14 protein-coding genes and 1 riboswitch are annotated in these 18520 nt (G+C 68.3%); of the genes, 6 read left to right on the forward strand and 8 right to left on the reverse strand.

Translation table 11 applies throughout. From position 1 onward, the window contains the following. Window positions 1–6: 6 nt before the first annotated feature. The 6 genes from B1818_RS20230 to B1818_RS20255 all read left to right on the forward strand — a co-directional run bounded on the left by B1818_RS20230 (window position 7) and on the right by B1818_RS20255 (window position 8560). Window positions 7–1440, forward strand: coding sequence for a GuaB1 family IMP dehydrogenase-related protein (locus B1818_RS20230; protein WP_078113804.1), 1434 nt, complete (start codon window positions 7–9; stop codon window positions 1438–1440). A gap of 1 nt (window position 1441) precedes the next feature. Further along, a complete protein-coding gene (locus B1818_RS20235) occupies window positions 1442–2911 on the forward strand; it encodes a hemolysin family protein (protein ID WP_078113805.1) in 1470 nt (489 codons plus the stop codon). Beyond that, complete coding sequence (locus B1818_RS20240; protein WP_078113806.1) at window positions 2901–3977, forward strand: hemolysin family protein; 1077 nt, start codon at window positions 2901–2903, stop codon at window positions 3975–3977. The genes B1818_RS20235 and B1818_RS20240 overlap by 11 nt, the downstream gene beginning before the upstream one ends. A gap of 5 nt (window positions 3978–3982) precedes the next feature. Further along, entirely contained in the window at window positions 3983–4918 is a 936-nt protein-coding gene (locus B1818_RS20245) for a 3-methyladenine DNA glycosylase (protein ID WP_078113828.1), read from the forward strand. A gap of 36 nt (window positions 4919–4954) precedes the next feature. Beyond that, window positions 4955–7186 (forward strand): malate synthase G, encoded by a 2232-nt coding sequence (locus B1818_RS20250; RefSeq protein WP_078113807.1) that lies wholly within the window; start codon window positions 4955–4957, stop codon window positions 7184–7186. 138 nt (window positions 7187–7324) lie between these two features. Beyond that, window positions 7325–8560, forward strand: a complete 1236-nt coding sequence (locus B1818_RS20255; RefSeq protein WP_078113808.1) for a substrate-binding domain-containing protein — start codon at window positions 7325–7327, stop codon at window positions 8558–8560. A gap of 91 nt (window positions 8561–8651) precedes the next feature. Here the strand turns inward: B1818_RS20255 and gcvP are convergent, their stop codons facing one another. The 8 genes from gcvP to secA2 all read right to left on the reverse strand — a co-directional run bounded on the left by gcvP (window position 8652) and on the right by secA2 (window position 18450). Beyond that, window positions 8652–11498, reverse strand: coding sequence for an aminomethyl-transferring glycine dehydrogenase (gene gcvP / locus B1818_RS20260; RefSeq protein ID WP_139363060.1), 2847 nt, complete (start codon window positions 11496–11498; stop codon window positions 8652–8654). 263 nt (window positions 11499–11761) lie between these two features. After that, window positions 11762–11865: riboswitch (glycine riboswitch) on the reverse strand. A gap of 29 nt (window positions 11866–11894) precedes the next feature. Then, window positions 11895–12539: a MerR family transcriptional regulator gene (locus tag B1818_RS20265; RefSeq protein WP_065629841.1), complete on the reverse strand. Its 645-nt coding sequence runs from the start codon at window positions 12537–12539 to the stop codon at window positions 11895–11897. Between the two features lie 295 nt (window positions 12540–12834). Next, a complete protein-coding gene (locus B1818_RS20270; RefSeq protein WP_055475394.1) occupies window positions 12835–13347 on the reverse strand; it encodes a bifunctional nuclease family protein in 513 nt (170 codons plus the stop codon). A 174-nt stretch (window positions 13348–13521) separates the two neighbouring features. Next, a complete protein-coding gene (locus tag B1818_RS20275) occupies window positions 13522–14208 on the reverse strand; it encodes a MerR family transcriptional regulator (protein ID WP_055475436.1) in 687 nt (228 codons plus the stop codon). A gap of 41 nt (window positions 14209–14249) precedes the next feature. Then, window positions 14250–14702: a glycogen accumulation regulator GarA gene (garA, locus tag B1818_RS20280; protein ID WP_055475393.1), complete on the reverse strand. Its 453-nt coding sequence runs from the start codon at window positions 14700–14702 to the stop codon at window positions 14250–14252. Window positions 14703–15017: 315 nt separating this feature from the next. Further along, window positions 15018–15422: a glycine cleavage system protein GcvH gene (gene gcvH, locus B1818_RS20285; protein ID WP_055475392.1), complete on the reverse strand. Its 405-nt coding sequence runs from the start codon at window positions 15420–15422 to the stop codon at window positions 15018–15020. Between the two features lie 20 nt (window positions 15423–15442). Then, window positions 15443–16072 carry a CDP-alcohol phosphatidyltransferase family protein gene (locus B1818_RS20290; RefSeq protein WP_065629840.1) on the reverse strand — a complete coding sequence of 210 codons (630 nt, stop codon included), beginning with the start codon at window positions 16070–16072 and terminating at the stop codon, window positions 15443–15445. Then, complete coding sequence (gene secA2, locus B1818_RS20295; protein WP_078113810.1) at window positions 16069–18450, reverse strand: accessory Sec system translocase SecA2; 2382 nt, start codon at window positions 18448–18450, stop codon at window positions 16069–16071. The genes B1818_RS20290 and secA2 overlap by 4 nt, the downstream gene beginning before the upstream one ends. Window positions 18451–18520: the final 70 nt, after the last annotated feature.

Genomic DNA, 18520 nt, shown 5'->3' on the forward strand with positions numbered 1-18520 from the left:
ACCCCAGTGCGATTCATCGAAGGCCACCGGCCGACACATGATCTGACCTACGACGATCTGTTCATCGTCCCCGGCAGGTCGGATGTCAGTTCCCGATTCGACGTCGACCTGTCGACGTCGGACGGCAGCGGTACCACGATCCCGCTGGTCGTGGCGAACATGACGGCGGTGGCGGGCAAGCGCATGGCCGAGACGGTGGCCCGCCGCGGTGGGCTCGTGGTCCTCCCCCAGGACCTGCCCATCGAGGCGGCCGCCGCGTCCATCGCCTTCGTGAAGTCACGGCACCTGGTGGCCGACACACCCGTCACCCTCGACCCGGACGCGTCGGTCACCGATGCGGTCGCGTTGATCCCGAAGCGTTCCCACGGCGCGGCCGTCGTGGTCGAAGACGGCCGGCCGGTGGGTGTCGTGACCGAGAGACGGTGCCGCGACGTCGACCGGTTCGCCCGGGTCCGCGAGATCGCCGACCCCGACATCGTGACGCTGCCCGTCGACACCCCGCCCCGCGAGGTCTTCGACGCGCTGGGTGACCTGCACCTGGGCCTGGCCGTGCTCGTCGAACCCGACGGCCGGCTCACCGGGGTGCTCAACCGCGTCGGTGCCCTGCGGCATGCGATCTACACGCCGAACCTCGACTCCGCCGGCGCCCTGCGGATCGCGGCGGCCGTCGGCATCAACGGCGACGTCGTGGGCAAGGCTCGCGCGTTGGTCGCCGCGGGAGCGGATCTACTGGTGATCGACACCGCGCACGGCCATCAGGAGAAGATGCTCACCGCGCTGTCCGCGGTCGCCGACGCCGACCTCGGCGTCCCGATCGCGGCCGGCAATGTCGTGTCGGCCGAGGGCACGCTCGACCTCATCGACGCCGGCGCGTCGATCATCAAGGTCGGTGTCGGGCCGGGCGCGATGTGCACCACCCGCATGATGACCGGCGTCGGGCGTCCCCAGTTCTCGGCGGTCGCCGAATGCGCCGCGGTCGCCGCGGGACACGGTGCAGCGGTCTGGGCCGACGGCGGTGTCCGACACCCGCGCGATGTCGCGCTCGCACTGGCCGCCGGGGCGTCGAACGTGATGGTCGGCTCGTGGTTCGCCGGGACCCACGAGTCACCGGGCGACCTGCTCGTGGACGAGCGGGGTCCGTACAAGGTGAGTTTCGGCATGGCCTCGAAGCGGGCGGTCGCGGCCCGGTCGAGCGGCGACAGCACCTACGACCGAGCACGCAAGAGCTTGTTCGAAGAGGGCATCTCGAGTTCACGGATCCGCCTGAACCCGGAGCGGCCCGGCGTCGAGGACGTCATCGACCACATCTGTGCGGGCGTCCGCAGCACGGCCACGTACACCGGCGCCCGCAACCTGCGCGAACTCCACGACAAGGTGGTGTTGGGCATCCAGTCGCCCGCCGGCTTCGCCGAAGGACGGCCCCTGCCGGGCGGGTGGTGACGTGGAGATCCTGCTCCTGGTCGCGAGTCTCGTCGGATTCATCGCGCTGACGCTCGGGACGGCGCTGTTCGTGGCGGCCGAGTTCTCCCTCACCGCGTTGGAGCGGTCGACGATCACCGCCGACGTGGCCGATCGCGCGGACCGTCGTTCTCGGATGGTCCAGCGCGCGCACTCCACCCTGTCGTTCCAGCTGTCGGGCGCGCAGCTGGGCATCACGATCACGACCCTCATCACCGGCTACATCGCCGAACCGGTCCTCGCCCGGATCCTCCGGCCGCCGCTGACCGCACTCGGCGTCGGCGAGTCGGTGGCCTCGGCGACCTCGCTCATCCTCGCGCTGGTGATCGCGACCTCCCTGTCGATGGTGCTCGGCGAGCTCATCCCGAAGAACCTCGCGATCGCCAAGCCGCTCGCGGTGGCGCGGGCCACCGCCGGCCCGATGACCGTGTTCTCCGCGGTCTTCCGCTGGGCCATCAACGGATTGAACGGCACGGCGAACTGGATCGTCCGCCGTCTCGGCATCGAACCGACCGACGAGCTGGCCTCCGCGCGGTCGCCCCAGGAACTCGTCTCGCTCGTCCGTAACTCGGCGCGCCGCGGTGCCCTCGACCAGCAGACGGCGACCCTCGTCGACCGCTCGCTGCGCTTCGGCGAACTGACCGCCGAGGACCTGATGACCCCCCGCGTGACCATCGATTGTCTCGACCGCGCCGACTCCGTCCGCGACCTCGTCATGGCGTCGTCGCGCACCGGGCATTCCCGTTTCCCGGTCGTCATCGACGGCGACCTCGACGACCTCGTCGGGGTCGTGCACATCAAACAGGCCTTCACCGTTCCGCCCGAGCGACAGGCCACCACCTCGGTCACCTCGATCGCCCGGCCGGTGCCACGTGTGCCGGCCAGCCTCGACGGTGACGCGCTGATGGAACGCATCCGCGCCGACGGGATGGAGCTGTGCGTCGTGATCGACGAATACGGCGGGACCGCCGGCATCGTCACCACCGAAGACCTCATCGAGGAGATCCTCGGCGACGTCACCGACGAACACGACGACGAACGCGCCGACGTCGCGGTCGACGGCAACGGTTACCTCTGTGCCGGACTGCTGCGCATCGACGAGCTGTACGACGCCGTCGGCTACCACGCCCCCGAAGGGCCCTACGACACGCTGGGTGGACTCGTCATGTACTGCCTGGGACGCATTCCCACCGTCGACGACGAGGTGGACCTCCCACGACGCTCGGCCGTCGGCGAGACCGACGACGACACCGCCCAGTCGCCCGACCGCGGCCCCGACGTCACCTGGCGTGCGACCGTCACCCAGATGGACGGACGCCGGGTCGACGTGGTCGCCATCCGGCCGGCTCCCGCGGATCAGGTCCGGGCGGCTCACGCGGACCGAGACCTCTCCGCCGCTTCCGAACGAAACGGCGAACCGTCGAACATCCAGGAGGACCCGCATGGGCGGTGATCTGTGGGCGGTCGGGCTGGCCGTCGTCCTCCTGGCCGGCAACGCGTTCTTCGTGGGTGCCGAGTTCTCCCTGATCTCGGCTCGACGCGACCGCCTCGAAGCCCTCGCCGAGAGCGGCAAGAGCCGCGCGAGGACCGTCATCCACGCCGGCGAACGGCTGTCGCTGATGCTGGCCGGTGCGCAGCTCGGCATCACGATCTGCTCGATCCTGCTCGGCCGGGTCGGCGAGCCCGCGGTCGCGCATCTCATCGAGGCGCCGCTGCACCTGGCGCACGTTCCCGATGCCCTTCTCCACCCGATCTCGTTCGCCATCGCGCTGTCGCTGGTCGTGGTGCTGCACATCCTGCTGGGTGAGATGGTGCCGAAGAACATCGCGCTGGCCGGCCCGGAGTCGTCCGCGATGCTCCTCGTGCCGGCACATCTGCTCTTCATCCGTCTGGTCCGGCCGTTGATCGCGTTCTACAACTGGCTGGCAAACATCTCCCTGCGGCTCCTCCGAGTGGAACCGAAGGACGAACTCGAGTCCACGGTGTCGCTGGGCGAGCTGGCCGAGATGGTCGGCGAGTCCAAGCAGGAAGGCCTCATCGACGCCGAGGAGCACGAACGACTGACCCGCGCCCTGCAATCCATCGGCCGCACGGTGTCGGAGGTGATGATCCCGCTGGACCAGATGCGCAGTGTCGGTGTGCAGGTGTCCGGTTCCGGCGGCATCGGACCGACGCTGGGTGCCGTGGAGAAAGCGGTCGGCGAGACGGGGTTCTCCCGGTTCCCCGTCCGCGGACCCGACGGCACCTTCACCGGCTATCTGCACCTCAAGGACGTACTCGACGAGATCCTCGACGAGCACGTCGGACCGGACACCATCATCGGCGTCGACAAGATCCGGCCGCTGCCGGTCATCGATTCGACGACGCCCCTCGACGAGGCCACGGGAGTGCTGCGGCGGACCAGTTCGCATCTGGGCGCGGTGGTCGACGACAGCGGCCGCACCATCGGCATCGTCCCGCTCGCCGACCTGGTGGAGGAGTTCGTCGGCAACGTCCGCGACGAGACACACCGGGTGTGACCACGATGACCGCGCAACTGGAACATCCGGATCTCGACCTGGCGGCGCAGGTCCTGGACGCCGACGAGTGGCGAGCACGCCGCGACGCCCATCGGCGGGCGGTGGAGGAGCTGATCGGCCCCTACCTCGACGCCCGGCGTCGCGGCGCCCGTCACCCGGTGATCGACTTCTTGTTCACCTACTACTCGTCACGTCCGGCGCACGTGCTGCGCTGGCATCCCGGGTTCGGTGTGACGATCGAGGACGGCGACGAGTTCCTCGGCCTGCGTGGCTACGAGCAGACCGCCGCCGGTGTGAGCGTCGGCGACGCCTATCTCCGGCACCGCGGCGAAGCGCTCGCCGCCGCCGTGGACATGCTCGGCGCCACCGCCCGACGACCCGCTCGGCTCGGCTGTTTCGGCCTGCACGAGTGGGCGATGGTCTACCGCACCGACGACACCCGGCACGACCTGCCGCTGCGATTGGGGTCCGCGGGCACCGACGCGGTCGTCGAGTCGATGCCGCTGCGGTGCACCCACTTCGATGCCTACCGGTTCTTCACCGACCCGGCGCGTCCGCGCAACGACACCACGTTGAGCCGGGTGACGCAGATCGCGCACGAACAACCGGGTTGCCTGCACGCGACGATGGACCTCTACCGGTACTGCTTCACCCTCGCGCCGCTCGTGCCGTCGGACCTGACGCTCGACTGCTTCGCGCTGGCACTCCGAGCCCGCGACCTCGACATGCGCGCCAGTCCCTACGATCTCAGCGACCTCGGTTACGAGCCGGTCCGCATCGAGACAGCCGCCGGCAGGGCCGACTACGTGCGCGAGCAGTCGGCGATCGCCGAACGGGGAATGACCCTGCGGACGCGGTTGCTCACCATCTGTACGGAGCTCGCGGACCTCGCGACCGTGCCCGGCGGGAGGCGCCTGCCGTCCGCCGTTACCGACGAGTAGCATGTATGCGTCGTCATTCGCTCGAGAAAGGCTGCCATGTCTGACCGGATCACCGTCAACGGGTTGCAGGTCGCTACCGTCCTGCACGACTTCATCAACAACGAGGCGTTGCCCGGTACCGGTGTAGATGCGGACGCCTTCTGGGCCGGTGCGGCCTCGGTCATCGCCGATCTCGCCCCGCGCAACCGCGAACTGCTCGGCGTCCGCGACGACCTGCAGACCAAGCTCGACGCCTGGCACCGCGATCACAAGGACGCCGACCTCACCCCCGGCAGCGCCGACTTCGACTCCTACAAGTCGTTCCTGACCGAGATCGGCTACCTCGCTGAGGTCCCCGCCGACTTCCAGATCACCACGTCGAACGTCGACCGCGAGATCGCCGACACCGCGGGCCCGCAGCTCGTGGTCCCGATCCTCAACGCGCGGTTCGCGCTGAACGCCTCGAACGCCCGCTGGGGTTCGCTGTACGACGCGCTCTACGGCACCGACGCGATCTCCGAGGCCGACGGCGCGGAGAAGGGTTCGTCGTACAACAAGGTGCGCGGTGACAAGGTCATCGCCTACGCCAAGGACTTCCTCGACCAGGCCGTGCCGCTCGAACAGTGCAGCTACACCGATGTGCGGGCGTTCGCCGTCACCGACGGCGCGCTGCAGGTGACGCTGGACAGCGACAAGACCTCCACCCTGGCCGACCCGACCGCGTTCGTCGGCTACCGCGGCGACGCGGCTTCGCCGACCTCGATCCTGCTGCGTAACAACGGCCTTCACCTCGACATCGAGATCGATCCGTCCTCGCCCATCGGGTCCACCGACCCGGCCGGAATCAAGGACGTCGTCGTCGAATCCGCGATCACCACGATCATGGACTTCGAGGACTCGGTCGCTGCGGTCGACGCCGAAGACAAGGTCGTCGGGTACCGGAACTGGCTGGGCCTCAACAAGGGCGACCTGTCCGAAGATGTCACCAAGGGCGGCAAGACCTTCACGCGCGTGCTCAACGGCAACCGCGAGTACACCGCGCCGGACGGCACCACCTTCGACCTGCACGGGCGTTCGCTGCTGTTCGTCCGCAACGTGGGCCACCTGATGACCAACGACGCGATTCTCGACGCTGACGGCAACGAGGTCCCCGAGGGCATCCTCGACGGTCTGATCACGTCACTGATCGGCATCCACGGTTTGAGCGGCGCCGGGAGCGAAGCGAGCGGGCCGAATGGATCGCAAGCAGAGGGTCTACAGAACTCGCGGACCGGATCGGTCTACATCGTGAAGCCGAAGATGCACGGCCCGGACGAGGTCGCCTTCACCGTCGAACTGTTCGGCCGTGTGGAGAAGGTCCTCGGCCTGCCCGAGAACACGCTCAAGGTCGGGATCATGGACGAGGAGCGCCGCACCACGGTGAACCTCAAGGCCTGCATCAAGGCGGCCGAGCAGCGCGTCGTGTTCATCAACACCGGCTTCCTCGACCGCACCGGCGACGAGATCCACACGTCCATGGAGGCCGGGCCGATGGTCCGCAAGGCCGAGATGAAACAGCAGACCTGGATCGGCGCGTACGAGAACTTCAACGTCGACACCGGCTTGCACGCGGGCCTGCAGCACAAGGCGCAGATCGGCAAGGGCATGTGGGCCATGCCCGACCTGATGGCCGACATGCTCGAGCAGAAGATCGGGCATCCGAAGGCCGGCGCCACGACCGCGTGGGTCCCCTCGCCGACGGCTGCGACACTGCACGCGCTGCACTACCACCTCGTCGACGTCTTCGAGCGCCAGGACGAGATCGCCAAGCGCGATCCCGCCCGGGTCGAGGACGTCCTCACCATCCCGCTCGCGCCGAAGACGGACTGGTCCGACGAGGAGAAGCAGCAGGAACTCGACAACAACTGCCAGTCCATCCTCGGTTACGTGGTGCGATGGATCGACCAGGGTGTCGGTTGCTCCAAGGTCCCCGACATCCACGACGTCGCTCTCATGGAAGACCGTGCGACGCTTCGGATCTCGAGCCAGCTGCTGGCGAACTGGCTGCGCCACGGCATCGTGGCGGAGTCCGACGTCGTCGCATCGCTCGAGCGGATGGCCCCGGTCGTCGACCGGCAGAACGCCGGTGACCCGACCTACCGCCCCCTGGCGCCGGACTTCGACTCCAACATCGCCTTCCAGGCGGCCAAGGAGCTGATCCTCGAGGGTACGACGCAGCCGAGCGGCTACACCGAGCCGATCCTGCACCGCCGTCGCCGCGAGTACAAGGCGGCCAACCCGGCCGGCTGAGCACCGGGTTCCACGTAGGCGATACGACCGTGCCGAACCGCCGAGGATCGGCACGGCGTATCGTCGTACCCTGCACTGCGCACCGGCTCGCCACGGCCGACCGGGCGAGGGACGCACCGAGCAGGGAGGGCATCGGCGTTGGCACATCACCGGAGTAGCGGCGGGGAGAGCATCCGAAGCCGCGGCGTGAGCCGAGGTGTCGTCGCCGCACTCTTGTCGATCCTGCTCGTCGCGGCCGTCGTCGTCATCTGGCAGGACCTCGGCGATCAGATCGATCGCCAGGCCGAGGAGGCCGCCGCGCAGTGCGTCGAGGGTCGTGAGTCGGTACCGATCGTCGCCGATGCGGATATCGCGCCGGGACTTGCGGCCGTCGCCCGCAACTTCGGCGAGACGAACCCAGTCGTGCGCGACAAATGCGTCAGCGTCGACGTCCGGCCGGGCGACGCGAAGATCACCCTCGACGGTCTGTCGGGGTCGTGGGACACCGAGTCGATGGGCGCGTACCCGGCCGCCTGGGTGCCGCAGTCATCGGTGTGGTCGGCAGATCTGGCGGCGGCGAAACCCGATGCGATCGAGGGCAACACCCGATCGCTGGTCTCGACGCCGGTCGTGCTGGCGGTGTCCCCCGAGCTCAACAGCTCCCTGGCCGGCAGTCTCGACTGGTCGCAGTTCCCCACCCTGCAGCGCCGCGACAACTCACTCGCCGACTTCGGACTCCAGGGTTGGGGATCGTTGCGCATGGCGATGCCTATCGGCGCACAGTCCGACGCCAGCGCGCTGGCCGCCCAGGCGGTCGCGACACGCGTCACCCGGACCACCGGACCGCTGACCACCGCCGACGCCGAGTCGCCGCGGGTCAGTTCCAGTGTCCGCGCCATGCTGGAGGGCGCGCCGCTCTCCCCGGACGGGACACCCCAGGGCGCGGCAACGGCCATCGCCGACGCACCGGACGCGGCCCGAGCGGAGATCCACGTCGTGCCCATCACCGAACAACGCCTGTTCCAGATGACCCGCGAGGACGACCGCGCACGCCTGGCCGAACTCATCCCGTCGGGTCCGACGCCGATCGCCGACTACCCCGTCATCCGGATGTCGGGTCCCGAGGTCTCCGAGTCGGCAGCCGATGCCGTCGCCGAGTTCATCCAGTTCGCCTCGGAGCCCGAGCAGTTGCAGTTGCTCACCGAGCTCGGTTTCCGCGGCGACGCCCCGATGCCCTCCCCGACCCCGACCGTGACGTTCCCGCGCACGCCCGATCCGATGCCGACACCCGAGAACGGCGCGATCGTCGCCATCAACCGGCTCGTCTACGGGCCGGCCAGCGTTCCGGCGAGCTCCACGCCGCCCTCGGTGCCGTCGGGAAGCGCGGGGGGTTAGAGCTCGCGAGGACGGGTCGTTTCGACACGGTTCGTGGCTGCGCTCCTCACCTGCTCAACGAACAGGTGAGGAGCTTAAGACGATGAAGAAGTCAGCTGCTGTAGGCCTCGATCGGCGGGCAGCTGCACACCAGGTTGCGGTCGCCGTACACCCCGTCGATCCGCCGGACGGCCGGCCACACCTTCGCCCGGCCGCCTGCGGACGGCAGTCCCTGCGGGTAGACGGCGACTTCCCGCGAGTACGGGTGGTCCCACTCGCCGACGAGCGACTCGGCCGTGTGCGGGGCGCCGCGGAGCGGATTGTCCTCGGCGGGCCACTCCCCTCGTCCGACGAGTTCGATCTCGCCGCGGATGGCGATCATCGCATCGCAGAACGCGTCGATCTCGTCGAGGTTCTCGCTCTCGGTGGGCTCGACCATCAGCGTGCCGGCCACCGGGAAACTCATGGTCGGTGCGTGAAAACCGTAGTCGGCGAGTCGTTTTGCCACGTCGTCGACGGTGACGCCGGTGGCCTTGGTGATGGCCCGGAGGTCGAGGATGCACTCGTGGGCGACGAAGCCGTCCTCGCCGGTGTAGAGCACCGGATAGTGCTCACCGAGCCGCTTGGCGACGTAGTTGGCGGCGGTGATCGCCGTGAGCGTCGCCCGCCGGAGACCGTCTGCGCCCATCATCGCGATGTAGGCATAGGTGATCGGCAGGATCGCCGCCGAGCCGTACGGGGCCGCGGCGATCGTGGCCGACCCGGGCAGCTCGTCGGCGAGCGGGTGTCCGGGGAGGAACGGGGCCAGATGCTCCCGGACCGCGACGGGTCCGACGCCGGGCCCGCCGCCGCCGTGCGGGATGCAGAACGTCTTGTGCAGGTTGAGATGGCTGACGTCACCGCCGAAATGACCCGGCCGTGCGACACCGACGAGCGCGTTGAGGTTGGCGCCGTCCACGTAGACCTGGCCGCCGGCGTCGTGCACCGCGCCGCAGACGTCGCGGACGTCGTGCTCGAAGACGCCGTGCGTCGACGGGTACGTGATCATGATCGCCGCGACCCGGCCTTCGTTTGCCGCGATCTTGGCGCGCAGATCGTCGAGGTCGACGTCGCCGTTCTCGCGGCACCCGACCACCACGACGCGCATTCCGGCCATGACGGCCGACGCGGCATTGGTGCCGTGGGCGCTCGACGGGATGAGGCAGACATCCCGGTCGACGTCGCCGCGGCTGAGGTGGTAGCCGCGGATCGCGAGCAGTCCTGCGAACTCGCCCTGTGAACCCGCGTTGGGCTGGAGGCTGACGCGGTCGTAACCGGTGACCGCCACGAGCCAGCCCTCGAGCGTGGTGATCAGCTCGCGGATGCCCGCGGTGTCGTCGGCCGGGGCGAAGGGGTGCAGCTGGGCGAAGCCGGGCCACGTGATGGGTTCCATCTCGGTGGTGGCATTGAGTTTCATCGTGCACGACCCGAGCGGGATCATGCTGCGGTCGAGCGCGATGTCCTTGTCCGACAGGGCCCGCAGGTAGCGCAGCATCGCGGTCTCGGTGCGGTACCGGTTGAACGCCGGGTGGGTCAGGTACTCGCTGGTGCGATTCTCGATCGGCTGCGCGAGTGCCCGCGGGGTGATGCCGGCGACGTCGAAGGCCCGCAGGACGGCATCGATGTCGGCGTCGGTCGTCGTCTCGTCACAGGCGATGCCGATGGTGTCGGCGTCGACGCGTCGCAGGTTGATCCCGTCGTGGCGGGCGCGGGCGAGGATCGTGTCGGCTTGACCGGGTGCGTGCACCTCGACGGTGTCGAAGAAGTTCGCGTGTGCCACCGAGAACCCGCCCGCGGCGATCGAGTCGGCGATCCGGGCCGCTGCGTCGTGGGTGCGTCGTGCGATGGCACGCAGGCCGTCCGCCCCGTGGTACGAGGCGTACATGGCGGCCATCACCGCCAGCAGCACTTGCGCGGTGCAGATGTTGCTCGTGGCCTTCTCCCGGCGGATGTGCTGTTCGCGGGTCTGCAGCGCGAGTCGGTAGGCCAGGTTGCCGTCGGCATCCTTGGAGATGCCGACGAGCCGCCCGGGAAGCTGTCGGGCGTGCTTCGACCCGACGGCGAGGTAACCCGCGTGCGGTCCGCCGAAGCCCATCGGCACACCGAAGCGTTGCGTCGTGCCGAAGCAGACGTCGGCTCCCTGCTCGCCGGGCGGCGTGACCAGTGTCATCGCCAGGAGATCGGCACCGGTCGCGACGAGAGCGCCGCGCTCGTGCGCGGCGTCGACGATCGCGGTGGCGTCGATGATGCGACCCGATGCGCCGGGCACCTGGAGGATCACGCCGAAGAAGTCGCCGTCCGGCAGTCCGCATCCGGGCAGATCGGGGTGCAACGAGGCCTCGACGACCTCGATGCCCAGGGGCTCGGCGCGCGTGTCGAGGACGGCACGCGTCTGCGGGAACAGGTCCGCGTCGACGATCACGCGGTTCGACTTCGACTTGCCCGCGCGACGCATCAGCGTCATCGCCTCGGCGGCCGCGGTGGCCTCGTCGAGCATGGAGGCATTGGCCACCTCCATGCCGGTGAGGTCGGCGACCATGGTCTGGAAATTCAGCAGCGCCTCGAGACGTCCCTGGCTGATCTCCGGCTGATACGGCGTGTACGCGGTGTACCAGGCGGGGTTCTCCAGCACGTTGCGCAGGATGACGCCGGGCGTGTGGGTTCCGTAGTAGCCGAGCCCGATCATCGACCGGGCCACGGTGTTACGGGCTGCGAGGTCACCGAGTTGTGCGAGGACCGCGCTCTCGCTCAGCGGTGCGGGCAACGCCCCCAGGACGTCGGAATCGAGTTCGTCGGCGATGACCGCCGGGATGACGCGGTGCGCCAGATCGTCGAGGGACGACGCGCCGATGGCCTCGAGCATGCGCCTGGTCTCGTCGGCGTCCGGACCGACATGGCGGTCGACGAAGGCGGCCGACAGCTGGGGAGCGGCCCGTGTGGGGTCCGGGCTGGATCCGTCTGGGCTGGATCCTTCTGGGGCGTCGGACGGGGTCGCTTCAGTGGTGGACACGGTGGCGGGCAACCTCTCGCAGGCGCCGGTACACGGACCGGCTGCTGACCCTCCCCCTCTGTCATGTCTTCGGCCACAGCCGATGTGACGCCTGAGAGATTCGGCGCTGCGCAACTCTGCGCGATCGCCTTTCACCGTGGGCGGACGACGGATCGTCACTTTCCAGAGACGTCGTCACCACCGCGGTCCTGGGTGCCTGAGAGTTTGACGGAGAGGTGTTGCTCCTTCGGCGGCCGCCGGCGATGAGTATCCGACGGCGCTCTCCCGCAGCGTAGCGACGCGGGGCCAGTCTACGCGGAGTCTCGACTACCCGGTGCGACGGGCGCGGTTCTTGCGTCGCGCAGCGAGTTCGTCCTCGGGTGCGGTCTCACTGACACCGCCGTCGGCCCGCTCGCCGGGGAAGTCGGCGATGGTGCCGGTGAGTTCGCGCATCGCGCCGCTGACGGCGATGCCGAACACGCCCTGCCCGCCCTGCAGGAGGTCGACGACCTCTTCGGCCGAGGTGCACTCGTACACGGTCGTACCGTCCGAGAACAGGGTGATCTTCGCGAGGTCCTCGACACCGCGCTGACGGAGGTGGTCGACGGCGACGCGGATGTTCTGCAGGGAGATCCCGGTGTCGAGCAGACGCTTGACGATCTTGAGGACGAGGATGTCCTTGAACGAGTACAGGCGCTGGCTTCCGGAACCAGCCGCTCCACGGATCGACGGGACGACCAGCGAGGTGCGGGCCCAGTAGTCGAGCTGGCGGTAGGTGATCCCGGCGATCTGGCAGGCGCTCGGCACCCGGTAGCCGACGAGCTCGTCGGGCACCGTGTCGTCCGGGAAGAGGCCCGGGGCGATGTCGCCGAGACTGCCCTGGGTCGGGACGGCGTCGGGACGCTCGCCCACCGGACGATCGGGTGACTGGTCGCTCGACGTCGTTTCGCTGTCGACCGGACGATCGCCCACTTCTGACTCCCTCGCAAAGCTCGGATCGGACGCCGCACCACGGTGCCTGACGTCCACGTCCACAGTACGCGGTCCAGGCTGTTTCCGGTCGGCCGATCATCTTCATCGGCCCGTGTCCGGTGCTCGATGTCGCTGATGACGCTATGCGGCGGAGGACGGTGGATCAACGCGACTCGCCACGACACTCAACCTCAACTTGAGATCAAGACAAATGGTGATCGGGCGGTGTCGATTCCGTGATCTGAGTTTCGGTTCCGGTCGGCGAACACGTTCGTCGACGGATTCCACGAACCGGTCAGGCGCCGCTTGCCTTGAAGTCGTCCGGGGACACGTTGTCGAGGAACTCCTTGAACTTCTCGACCTCGTCCTCTTTGACCTCTTCGGGCTGCACCTCGGCGGACTCGTCGGAGTCCTCGTCCGGGATCAGCAACCCCGCCTCGGCGAGAACCTCTTCGTCGGCGATGATCGGCACCTCGGCACGCATCGCGACCGCGATCGAATCCGACGGCCGCGCCGACACCCGCAGATCGCCGGTGAAGATCATCTCGGCGTAGAAGGTGCCCTCCTGCATGTCGACGATCCGGACCTCGACGAGGGTCTGCCCGAACTCCTTGATGAGGTTCACGATCAAATCGTGGGTCAACGGACGAGGAGGCTCGATCCCCTTCTGCCGCAGCGCAATCGACGCAGCTTCACTCTGCCCGATCCAGATCGGCAGGTAGCGTTCGCCCTCGACCTCGCGCAGCAACAACACCGGCTGACTCTGCGGGGGTTCGACCCTGATGCCCACCACACGCATCTCGCTCATCTCGCACCTCCCAGACGCCTTGTACGGCGCTCGATTCAGTGACCTCGACGCTACACCGACTGAGCGGACAGCGGCGGCCGACTCGCGGCGCCCCAGCGGATCCCCTCAGCGGATGCCCTCGGCGGATCGTCGCTGTTCAGTCCGGTGCGGCGGCCGCACGCGCGCACCGCGATCTCAGTCCAGCGCACCCTTGACGGCCGCCTTGACCAACTGCGTGTGCAGCGTCACCGACAAGGCCGCGATCTCGCGCACGAGTTCCTCGGCACGGTCGCGCGCACCGGTGCCCTTGCCCTTGGCGATCGGGTTGGCGATCTGGGCGACGAGGCCCGCCTCGCGATCTGCGGACACCTTGAACGCCCGGAGATGACGCGTCTCCAGGCCGTAACTGGCCAGGGCCGCGGCCGCCTCGACGAGCCGTACGGCGTCCTCGTCGAAGAACCCGGCGGGCCCGGCGGTCAACAGGCCGTTGCGCTGGAGTTCGGTGACGAACGCCGAATCCACCCCGGTGCGTTCGATCAGCGACTCCCGGGAGACGCGTCCGGCGCGCGCACCGAAGTCGGTGGCCGGCGCCACGGTCCCGCGGGCCGCGGACAGCACGCGCGTTCCGCCGGGACCGAAACCGCCGTTGCCGTTGTCGATCGCGTCGAGCTGTTCCTTGATCACCTTCAGCGGGAGATACCGGTCCCGCTGCGCGGTCAGCACGAACCGCAGCCGTTCGCAGTCGGCCTGACTGAACCGCCGATACCCCGACGGAGCCCGCTCCGGGGTCACCAGACCCTCCGACTCCAAGAATCGGATCTTCGAGATCGTGATGTCCGGGAAGTCATCACGCAATTGGGCGAGAACCGTGCCGATCGACATCGATCCTTCGCCGCGGGGGGCCGTGGACGCCGTCACGGGTGTCAGGCGTCTGCTTCGTCGCGCGGACCGCTGAGGAACACCAGACGGAACTTGCCGATCTGAACCTCGTCGCCATTGCTCAGCGACGCGGTGTCGACCGGCTCGCGGTTGACGTACGTACCGTTGAGGCTGCCCACGTCGACGACCTGAAAGTCGTTGTCGCCGAGACGGAACTCGGCGTGACGACGGCTGACGGTCACGTCGTCGAGGAAGATGTCGCTGTCGGGGTGCCGGCCGGCCGAGGTCGTCGGCTGATCGAGGAGGAACCGCGACCCCGCATTGGGTCCTCGCTTCACGACAAGCAGCGCGGTCCCGGGAGCGAGTCGTTCGACCCCCGTGTCGGCCGGCTCACTCGAGGTGCTGGTCCCGGCATCGAGTTCATTGATGAACTCCTCCCGGAACACCGATGTGGTCTCCACCGGCGCCTCGAAGTCCCTGTCGTTTTCGCTCACCACTTCTCCTTCGTCGTCGTCAGTGCCGACCGCACAGTCGCCAACCTCGTTCTCGGAACCGCCGGCATCGCCTGGGACGGTGCCCGTCGGCTCTCGCCACGATGGCCGGTCGAATCTACATGACTTGTGCGGCCGGGTAGTTCTCGGCGCGAGATCGTGAGCATCGGTGTCACGTCGCGCCTCGTTCCCACTGCCGTAACCGTACCGGTCCTGCCGATCCCACCGGCGCGCGAGTCGACTCCGGCATCGACGATCATATCGTTCCGGAGGCGATCAGCTGGGTCGATCGGGGCTCCGGCCGTTCACGGCCGAGAGAACTCACCCCTCGATGACGGCGCGGTACCCCGCGGCGTCGAGTACCTCACCCAGGTGTTCGTCGAGGGTCGCCTCGTCTGCCGCCTCGATCTCGACCAGCCACCCCTCGCCGTACGGGTCCGAATTGACCAGTTCCGGCGAGGCGTCGAGGGCGTCGTTCACCGCCGACACCGTGCCTGCGAGCGGCCCGAAGATGTCCGAGACACTCTTCGTCGACTCGACCTCGGCGAACGACTCGCCGACGGTCACCTCCGCACCGCTCTCGGGTAGCTGGACGAACACCACGTCGCCGAGGGCGTCCTGGGCGTAGTCGGTGATCCCGACGCGCACCGTCGTCGGCCCGAGTCGCTCGATCCACTCGTGCTCCGCGGTGTAGCGCAAGGTCTCTGGCACTTTGCTGTCGGTCACGCGAACCCCTTTCGTCCTCGTCAGACTCTACTGTCTGCCGAGTCGCCTGCCGGGTGACGCGGCGGCATGAGCCGCATCACCAGGATCGTCTGATACCAGTACAGGACGAAGGACCACAGATACAGTCCGACGCCCCAGATCATGAAAGCCCAGCCGATCGGGTAGGCGATGGTCCCCACGATCGAATCGAGCTGTCCGGCAAGAAGCCACGGGAATGCGCTCATCAACGCGAAGGTCCCCGCCTTGCCGATGTAGAGCACCGGGAGCGCCAGCACGCCCCGCGATCGCAACAGTGGAGCGGACGCGAACAGCAGGACGTCGCGCGCGATGATCACACCGATCAGCCACCACGGCAGGAACTCCCGGATGCCGAACGCGATCGGGATGATCACGATGTAGAGCCGGTCGGCGGCCGGGTCGAGCAGCGCGCCGATCTTCGAAGACTGGTCGAGGAGCCGCGCGATCTTGCCGTCGGCCCAATCGGAGAAGCCCGAGAACATGAGGACGGCGAAGGCCCAGCCGTCCGCCTCCTCGACGAGGAGCAGCCACACGAACACCGGGATGAGTGCGAGCCGAAGCACGCTCAACGCGTTCGGGACCGTGACGATCCGGTCCGGAGCCGGCGTGGTCGCCGCCTCCGGCTCGGTCACCGGAAGATCCCGATGATGCCCTGCAAGGTTTTCGCTCCGCCCGAGGAGAACAGGTTGTCGTGGACCATGTAGGTCCAGGTGGTCGTCGACCGGTGCAGATCCGCCGACCCGAGGTCGACGCCGTCGGGGGTGATGTCGGCCTCCCGGAACGTCTCACGCGCCTTCGCGAGTGCCGTACCGGGCAGATCGGCGAACTCGGCGAGGATCAGCCGGTGGAACTCGTCCAGCGGGCTCTCCTTGCCCAGTGACCGGAGGTGGATGCTGGCGCGGACGTCGGAGACGAACGCGAGATGGTCGGCCCAGGCGCGGTCGAGGTGGTAGAGCACGATCTCGCGCGCGGCCTGTGTCAGCACTTCGCGTGGCACCGGCGTGACGGCGGGGGCGGCCTCGTGATCGGTCGCGGCCGTCTCGGCGTCGGCCTCATCGGTGGTGGTCTCCACCGTCGTCGTGCTCCCGGTCAACTGCGCGTAGCGGTCCGGTTCCAGATCCGCCAGCTCTTCGAGCGCGGCGTCGGTGGTCAGGATCTGCATACGACGTTCGACGATGATATCCCGCTGCTGATTGACCAGCTTGTTGTAACGCCAGGTGTTCGCGTGGAGTTCGAGCATCACGCCCTCGGCGATCCGCTGGGCCTGCTCGATGAGGTCGACACCCTTGCTGCCCATCGAACCGTCCTCGTTGGGCGACACGGGATCTCGTTTGAACGCGAGGTTCTTGGTGACGACCGGGTCCTCGAGGCTGGAGAAGAACACCGACGTACCGGGATCGCCCTGACGCCCCGCGCGTCCGCGCAGCTGACTGTCGAGACGTTCGGTGTCGTGGCGGCCCGTGCCGACGACGCACAACCCGCCGAGTTCGATGACCTCGTCGTGGGCGTCCGCGTCGTCCTTCGAACCGCCCAGGCGGATGTCGGTGCCCCGTCCGGCCATCTGGGTGGACACGGTGACGGCGTCCCGGGCGCCGGCCTCGGCGATGATCTTCGCCTCTTCGGCGTCGTTCTTCGCGTTGAGCACGACCGACGACACCCCGGCCTTGTCGAGGAAGTACGCGAGTTCCTCGGACTCGGCCACGTCGTGGGTACCGATGAGGACGGGTTGTCCGGTCTCGTGGATCTCCTTGACGTAGGCGACGATCGCCTCGACCTTGTTGGCCTTGGTGTCGTAGACCCGGTCGGGCAGGTCGGTCCGGACGTTGGGGGTGTTCGGCGGGATCTGCGAGACGCGCAGTTCGTAGAACTGGCGGAACTGCTCGCCGGCGGCGAGCGCGGTGCCGGTCATGCCGCAGACCTTCGGGTAGCGGCCGATCAGGGCCTGCACCGTGATGGTGTCGATGACCTCTCCCGAATCGGTCTGGGTCAGCCCTTCCTTGAGCTCGACCGCGGCCTGGACCCCGTCGGGCCAGCGCTGGAGCTGCGCGACGCGGCCGCGCGAGGCGTTGATGAGGTGCACGCCGCCGTCGCGGACGATGTAGTGGATGTCGCGTTCGAGGAGATAGTGGGCGTGCATGGCGATGCTGACGTGTACGAGCGTCGTGCCGACGTGTTCCTCGCTGTAGAGGTCGATGCCGCCGAGTTCTTCCTCGACGAACACCGCACCCTCGTCGGTCAGGGTGACGTTGCGGCCCTCCGCGTCGACCTCGTAGTGCTTGTTCTTCATCCGCGACACGACGTCGTGGATCGCCGCGTCCGGTACCTCGGTCTCGGTCGAACCGGCGAGCACCAGCGGCACGAGCGCCTCGTCGACGAGCACCGAATCCGCCTCGTCGATGATGGCCACGTCGGGTGTCGGCGAGACGAGGTCCGCTTCGGACAGGGCGAGCTGATCACGGAGGACGTCGAAGCCGATCTCGTTGACCGACCCGTAGGTGACGTCCCCGGTGTAGGCGCGTCGCCGTTCCTCGCGGCTCGAGTTCTCCGAGACCGCGTGGACGGTGATGCCGAAGACGTCGAACAGCGGCTTCATCCACTCCGCGTCGCGGGTCGCCAGGTAGTCGTTGACCGAGATCACGTGGACCTGATGTCCCTGCAGCACATGGCCGATCGCGGCGATGGCGCCGGCGAGCGTCTTGCCCTCACCGGTGGCCATCTCGACGATGTCGCCCTCAAGGAGACGGAGGGCGCCCTGCAACTGGACATCGAAGGGCCGCAGATCGATGGTGCGGTCGGCGGCTTCACGGACCAGGGCGAGGAACTTCGCGCGGTCCGCGGGCTTCTCGGCGATGTCGAGCTTCTCGGCCTCCGCGCCGAACGCGTCGTCGGCGAGTTCGGCGGCCCAGTCGGTGTGGGCTTCGGCGTCCTTGATCACACCCAACGACTTCGACTGGTTGCGAGTCGACTGGGCGCCCAGAAGGCGCCACATGCTGTTGCTCAGCTTTCCCACCGAAACATTTCTCCTGATCGTTCCCGGTTCCGTCGCGACCCACCCCCTCCGGGCGGTCAGGTCAGCAACA

The sequence above is a fragment of the Gordonia sp. IITR100 genome (genome assembly GCF_002009645.1).
Taxonomy (GTDB): Bacteria; Actinomycetota; Actinomycetes; order Mycobacteriales; family Mycobacteriaceae; genus Gordonia; species Gordonia hongkongensis.

Excerpts from the sequence above, each read along its gene's own strand:
- B1818_RS20240 (WP_078113806.1), top strand. The coding sequence starts at position 2,901 with ATGGGCGGTGATCTGTGGGCGGTCGGGCTGGCCGTCGTCCTCCTGGCC.
- B1818_RS20245 (WP_078113828.1), top strand. The coding sequence starts at position 3,983 with ATGACCGCGCAACTGGAACATCCGGATCTCGACCTGGCGGCGCAGGTC.
- B1818_RS20250 (WP_078113807.1), top strand. The coding sequence starts at position 4,955 with ATGTCTGACCGGATCACCGTCAACGGGTTGCAGGTCGCTACCGTCCTG.
- B1818_RS20270 (WP_055475394.1), bottom strand. The coding sequence starts at position 13,347 with ATGAGCGAGATGCGTGTGGTGGGCATCAGGGTCGAACCCCCGCAGAGT.
- B1818_RS20275 (WP_055475436.1), bottom strand. The coding sequence starts at position 14,208 with ATGTCGATCGGCACGGTTCTCGCCCAATTGCGTGATGACTTCCCGGAC.